Here is a 5,648-nt window from a genome sequence, read left to right on the forward strand (position 1 = left end):
TTGAATCCTGATTATCAACCCAGCGCCGAAAGTCTTCGACAAATTGCAAACCATCAGCATCTTGGGCTTAAGACCCAGCCTGAAGGGGAAAGGCCCAAGCCTCAAAACGCCGTGTTCGATGAATACCGGAGCAATAGCTGGATGTACGAGATGGATAAGTCACTTCGCGAGGTGCGCAATGCGGCAAACCTGGTTCACCCATGATCCGATAGACACCGACACCGCCGAAGAACTCCTCTCCCGCTACGCCTCTCGTAACATCTCAACCAAGAAAACACTGGCAACCGATCCCCGCCTCTGGCTGGTGAGTGCGCTGCTTCCTGAAGGTAATTCCGAGCCGCGTCAAGACAGGACATATCAAAACAGCATATGGAGCTGAAGATGGAAGATAAACACTGTGCGGATTGTGGGATGGCGCTCAGCGACGACGAAACGTGGTGTTGCGCCGATTGCGCGGAGTTCTACGAAATGACCGACCCGAACTTTGAAATGGCAGGGGGAGAGGATGGCTAAAGTCATGCGTCACCCAGGGGAACGAATAAACCAGCTCACGGAAGACAATTATCGGCTTAGACGCGAATTGATGTTAATGCGTCAGCGTCTCTCATCAGTAAATGTCCGTCTCGACATTGCACAGAGGCAATTATCGGTTAAGGGATATGACCTGACAGCCATCCCGCCAATTCCTATGACGAAAACGGTATTGTCCTGGATTAATGAATATCAGGTTCCATGGGAAGCGCTTTATTGCACCGAGTGCAAAAGCTGGTTTAGTGAGTTGGATAATTCTTTTCCTTATCACTGTGAATGCTGTGTTTGTAAGTGCGACGAAAGGGAGATGAAACATGGCTAAAGGCACCAAACTGCCGAAGCCAAAGACCTGCAAATGTTGCCCCACCAAGTTTATACCTCGCAATAGCCTACAAACCGTCTGTTCTCCAAAATGTGCAATCCAACTCGCTAACCAACTATCCGAGCGCAAGCAAAAGCGCCAGGAGAGGGAGCAGCGTGCTGCATGGAACAAGCGCAAAGCCGATGTGAAGCCTTTAAGCCACTGGATGAACATGACCCAGCGGGCATTTAACGACTACATCAGGGCGCGGGACGGGGAAATTTGCATCAGTTGCGGCAGTGCCTGGGCGATCAGCTATCACGCCGGGCATTACCGGACGACGGCGGCAGCATCTCACCTTCGGTTCAACGAGGACAACGTTCACAGCCAGTGTTCGGCATGTAACGTTCACCACTCCGGCGCGATTACTCAATACCGGTTCAATCTCATCAGGAAAATCGGCCTTGAGCGCGTACTGGCGCTTGAATCTGATAACAACCCTCACCGATACACCCGCGAAGAACTGGACACGTTGAGAGCGCTGTACAGGGCTAAATTGCGGGCGTTGATTAAGCAGAAGGAGGAAGCAGCATGAACTGGCTAATCCAAATCCTCAGCCACTTCACCCCGATCACCCCAACTATCCATCCCACACACATCCAGTCATGGGCAATTGAACCCAGGAGTAAGAAGCGATGAGTACATCTGCATGGGAAACTGTGGCAAAAGCTCCACGTAAATCCTGGCTTGGGAAAGTTAAGCGTTTGACGCCGATGCAGGAACGCTGGGTAAAGGCGATTCTTGGTGTATGGGCTGATGAATTCGGGGGGGCTTATTACACAGGAGGAAATGATGGTTGCGGCATATGGCGATTCGTCTCCGGCTGGAGCGCTGAGGAATCAGATAAATTCACAAAGGTACTGGAGGGATTGCGTAAAATAGGATATCAGGGCCAGGAGCTACTCATTAAGGCACAGGCAATCATATGGCCTAAACGAACAATCAGCGACATGCTTAACCGCGCCAACGACGAAGATGAAGCTGATTTTGTTGAGAAGGCCATTCTTAAAGCCTGGAGCAAAGACAACCCTGTCTATGTGATTGCCTGTAAGTACTATGTTGACAGGAACACCGTGCAAGAGCTCGCAAATTATATGCAGTATCAGGTTGCCCCCTGGCTAACTAATAAGCAGTGCGCCGACCGCGTCAGATGGTGCATAAGTTTATTTGATGCGAAGGTGTATTTTGTTTTGCATGAGGAAATGGATAAAGAGAAGGCAGCAAGGGAAGTTGAACAAAAAAATATTTTCGAATTCACTTGAAAATAAGTAATGAAAGTGTATATTTGTGCTAGGCTCGGACGTCAAAAGACGAAAGAGCAGCCAAATTGAAGAGAAGCCCGAGGTTAACGCCTTGGGCTTTTTCGTTTCTGCACAACAGGTGAAAGCATTTAGCGGGCGTACACTGGACGCCACGGAGGCGCTGAGTGTTTTCTCCGTTGTGGTGAATGCGCAGGCTGATGCGCCATATATGAGGTGATCGTCCAGGTTGGCCGCTGGGTCGCGATTCAAAGAAGAGTCTAAAAATGCTCACTGACAAGAGATGCCGGAACCACAGTCCCGGCCACCACACATTAATTGCAAACTTAGCTGAGATGGATTAGCGCTTGCCTGAAGAGCTTGAGAGGGTGGATCGTTACCACCAGTTTGCACCAAATCTACCCCGGCATCGACGGATGCGGCAACAACGCTTAAGGCGCGGGGTAATCCTTCTCCCGGTAAACAAATATGTTGACATGGTAAGCATTAATGTTTACTATTATCACATGTTCAACAGACAGGAGGAGTGGTGAAGCAAAGCGAGTTCAGGCGGTGGCTTGAATCTCAGGGGGTTGAAGTTTCAAACGGTACAAACCACTTGAAGCTGAGACTAAACGGGAAGCGGAGCGTAATGCCAAGGCATCCCGGAGCTGAGTTAAAAGAACCGCTGCGAAAGGCCATACTCAAGCAGTTAGGTCTGAAATAACAAACCAGCCCTTCGGGGCTGGTACTCGCGAAGATTCACTAAGACGATATGCGATACCCTATAAATCTGGAGCCTTACGAAGGCGGATATGTGGTTTCGTTCCCGGATATACCGGAGGCACTGACTCAGGGCGACACGCGAGAGGAGGCGCTTGAGATGGGGCTTGATGCGCTGATTACCTCTTTCGATTTCTATTTCGAAGATAATCAGCGCGTACCGGCCCCAGGGGATATAACCGGGGATTTTGTTGAGGTGCCCGCCAGCGTGGCGGCAAAGGTGCTTATGCTTAATGCGTTTCTGGATTCCGGCTTAACTCAGGTTGAGCTGGCTTCTCGCATGGGCGTGAAGAAGCAGGAAGTAACCCGCATCTTCGATCTGCACCACTCAACGAAAATCGACACTATCCAAAAAGCGCTATCTGCGTTGGGCAGGCGGCTGGAAATGGCGACTGCCTGAAAGACAGAAAATTAATTCAAAGGCTCACTTCGGTGGGTCTTTTTCTTTTGCGCCCCCGAATCATCCGTGGATTTCCCTGTGAAACTGTCGGGGTAGCGCTTTTTAAACGAAAAAAAATCCGCACTATGGCGGATTCTATTTAACTACCTCACGGCAGGCAGTGCTTTTCTCTTCACACAGATCAGCATAATCGGGCTTGCTCAGTACAGAAAGTAGACAATTCCTAATATTCAATATTGAGCGGCCCCACGGGGGCTATATGAGAAACACTATGAGTCAAGTGGCATCCAGCGCAGCATACGGCGCATCAGCAGGGACAGTGACAGTCAGCTTCCTGTCCTGGTACAGCCCTGACCAATGGAGCGCGGTAGGGGTCTTGGCAGGTATTGCTTTCGGGATAACCACATTAGGCATTAACTGGTACTACAAACGCAAAGCGACCATCGCGCAGATAAGGGCTTACGAGCGTTGGCCCTCATCTGCAGGAATGCCGGAGAAATAAGTTATGGCTATGTCGGAAAGTCTGCGTAACAAGCTGATTGCCGCTGCTGGCGGTGGGTCCATGCTCATTGCAACAATATTACTGTCAGGTCAGGGCGGAGTAGAGGGACGTGAGTATAAAGCCTATAAAGATGTCGCTGGCGTACCCACCGTTTGTGATGGGCACACCGGGCCAGACGTTCAGTGGAATAAAAAATACACTGACAGAGAGTGTGACAACTTGTTGTGGAAAGACCTTCAGCCGGTCAAGAAGTTGGTCGATTCGCAAGTGAAGATTCCGCTGGGTGAGTATCAGCGTGCTGCTCTGTATTCATTCGCATACAACGTTGGCACTAACGCATTCGCCAATTCCACGCTACTGAAAAAACTTAACGCTGGCGATGTTGATGGTGCGTGTGATGAGCTTCGCCGCTGGGTCTATGCAGGCGGTCAGAAGTGGCGAGGGCTGATGAACAGGCGCGATATGGAGCGCTCACTTTGTCTCGCGGAGAGCGCCAATGACCTTAAGTGACATCAGGTGGGGATCGGTAGCAATTGCCGTCCTCTTATTGGTCATTATCGGCCTGTCTGTGACTGTTAAATTGCAGTCGTCACACAACGCCATCCTCTCAGAAACCAACACCCGGTTAACACAGCAGCGCGATGAGGCTCAGGCCGTTACTGACAGCGTCATAGCCACCACAACACTGTTTAACGACATCGCCAGGGCCACTCAGGATGACAACGAGCAATCAGAACAACAGAGTGAGCAAAGGGTTGTTGTTATACGGCAAGCCATCAAAACCGATTCATGCTCTGCTCAGCCTGTGCCTTCCGCTGCTGCTGACAGCCTGCGCTCACACAGAGACGCGATACGTAACGGTAAAGCCAGTGCCGATCCCGGTAAATCTGACGGCTGACTGCGGTATCCCGACGATACCCGATCCGCTGACGTGGGGCGAAAGCTTGGAGCTGAACGAAAATTTGCTTACATCGCTGGAACAGTGCAATCACGACAAGGCCGCTATTCGCAAAATAGAGCAGGAACGGCAGAAATGAAAAACTTCCTCACATGGCTGAAAAGCCTTTTCATACATCCCCGAGAGACGAAACCCATGACAGACACAGTCGTAGAAGTACCAGCAGTAACCACTGAACAACCAACTGTTGCCACTACTCCTGCAGCAGAAGTAAAAGCAGGTGTGCAGGACTTTGAAGCAGCGCTGGCATTCGTAGAGAGCGGTGTAGCTCAGCTGGGTGAAGCTGCAAAAGATGAACTAAAAGAGTTAGCGAAGAAATACCTGTAATGTCGCTTATAGGGTAGTATAGATTTGGCTAAGGTAGATCCAGAAAAGCGGACTCGTCACCGCCTGCCACCCAACAAAGACGAGCAACTAGACGAGGTTGTGATGACTGATAATTATTCCCGTGGTTTAGCTTGGGTTTCTGTCGAAAAGAAAATGCCAGAGCCTATCTATCCAGACAAATTTCTTCCTTTGCTTTTATGCCTCAATGCCAGAACATACGTTCCTGGTGGAATACAGGGAGGAAAATTCTGGCTGGATGGACGCGAGCTGGATAACGTTACCCATTGGCAATACATCCCCTTAACTCCAGAAAGAGGCGGGGCAGTAGAGTAAAACATGGATAAAAAATAGGTCGCTCAGGCGGCCTTTTTTATTGGAGCCAGCATGATAATCACCCCGAACGCCTCAATTATCGGGGCGACTAAATCAGGCATCTGGACGCCAGGCACCACAGTAATCGGCAAAGCATCATCAAAGCCGACAATCCCACCGATTGACCTGACAGCCCCGGCTCTCGACTCGCGCATCACGTACACCGGCCCGGCTCA

At 50.4% G+C, this 5,648-nt stretch carries 12 protein-coding genes and 1 tRNA gene; all 13 read left to right on the plus strand.

What is annotated here, in order from left to right; translation table 11 throughout:
- The coding region (locus GSQ70_RS26100; RefSeq protein WP_233268369.1) for a hypothetical protein at positions 1-204 on the plus strand (204 nt) is incomplete at its 5' end.
- Between the two features lie 177 nt (positions 205-381).
- A complete protein-coding gene (locus tag GSQ70_RS19775; protein WP_158784126.1) occupies positions 382-513 on the plus strand; it encodes a DUF2116 family Zn-ribbon domain-containing protein in 132 nt (43 codons plus the stop codon).
- Positions 506-853 (plus strand): hypothetical protein, encoded by a 348-nt coding sequence (locus tag GSQ70_RS19780; protein ID WP_158784127.1) that lies wholly within the window; start codon positions 506-508, stop codon positions 851-853. Before GSQ70_RS19775 ends, GSQ70_RS19780 begins: the two co-directional genes overlap by 8 nt.
- Positions 846-1,427 carry a recombination protein NinG gene (locus GSQ70_RS19785; RefSeq protein ID WP_158784128.1) on the plus strand — a complete coding sequence of 194 codons (582 nt, stop codon included), beginning with the start codon at positions 846-848 and terminating at the stop codon, positions 1,425-1,427. The genes GSQ70_RS19780 and GSQ70_RS19785 overlap by 8 nt, the downstream gene beginning before the upstream one ends.
- Positions 1,428-1,527: 100 nt before the next feature.
- Entirely contained in the window at positions 1,528-2,154 is a 627-nt protein-coding gene (locus GSQ70_RS19790) for a hypothetical protein (protein WP_158784129.1), read from the plus strand.
- 317 nt (positions 2,155-2,471) lie between these two features.
- A tRNA-Phe gene (locus GSQ70_RS19795) sits at positions 2,472-2,546 on the plus strand.
- Between the two features lie 134 nt (positions 2,547-2,680).
- Positions 2,681-2,857 carry a type II toxin-antitoxin system HicA family toxin gene (locus GSQ70_RS19800; RefSeq protein ID WP_158780482.1) on the plus strand — a complete coding sequence of 59 codons (177 nt, stop codon included), beginning with the start codon at positions 2,681-2,683 and terminating at the stop codon, positions 2,855-2,857.
- A 48-nt stretch (positions 2,858-2,905) separates the two neighbouring features.
- Positions 2,906-3,313, plus strand: a complete 408-nt coding sequence (locus tag GSQ70_RS19805) for a type II toxin-antitoxin system HicB family antitoxin (RefSeq protein WP_158784130.1) — start codon at positions 2,906-2,908, stop codon at positions 3,311-3,313.
- A 271-nt stretch (positions 3,314-3,584) separates the two neighbouring features.
- Complete coding sequence (locus tag GSQ70_RS19810) at positions 3,585-3,815, plus strand: phage holin (protein WP_158784131.1); 231 nt, start codon at positions 3,585-3,587, stop codon at positions 3,813-3,815.
- A 3-nt stretch (positions 3,816-3,818) separates the two neighbouring features.
- Positions 3,819-4,325: a lysozyme gene (locus GSQ70_RS19815; protein ID WP_158784132.1), complete on the plus strand. Its 507-nt coding sequence runs from the start codon at positions 3,819-3,821 to the stop codon at positions 4,323-4,325.
- Entirely contained in the window at positions 4,312-4,713 is a 402-nt protein-coding gene (locus GSQ70_RS19820; protein WP_158784133.1) for a DUF2570 domain-containing protein, read from the plus strand. Before GSQ70_RS19815 ends, GSQ70_RS19820 begins: the two co-directional genes overlap by 14 nt.
- Before the next feature lie 135 nt (positions 4,714-4,848).
- A complete protein-coding gene (locus GSQ70_RS19825; protein WP_158784134.1) occupies positions 4,849-5,100 on the plus strand; it encodes a hypothetical protein in 252 nt (83 codons plus the stop codon).
- 24 nt (positions 5,101-5,124) lie between these two features.
- On the plus strand, positions 5,125-5,433 hold the full coding sequence (locus GSQ70_RS19830) for a DUF551 domain-containing protein (RefSeq protein WP_158784135.1): 309 nt from the start codon (positions 5,125-5,127) through the stop codon (positions 5,431-5,433).
- Positions 5,434-5,648 lie beyond the last annotated feature (215 nt).

Source organism: Pantoea sp. BAV 3049, assembly GCF_009765445.1.
Classification (GTDB): domain Bacteria; phylum Pseudomonadota; class Gammaproteobacteria; order Enterobacterales; family Enterobacteriaceae; genus Erwinia.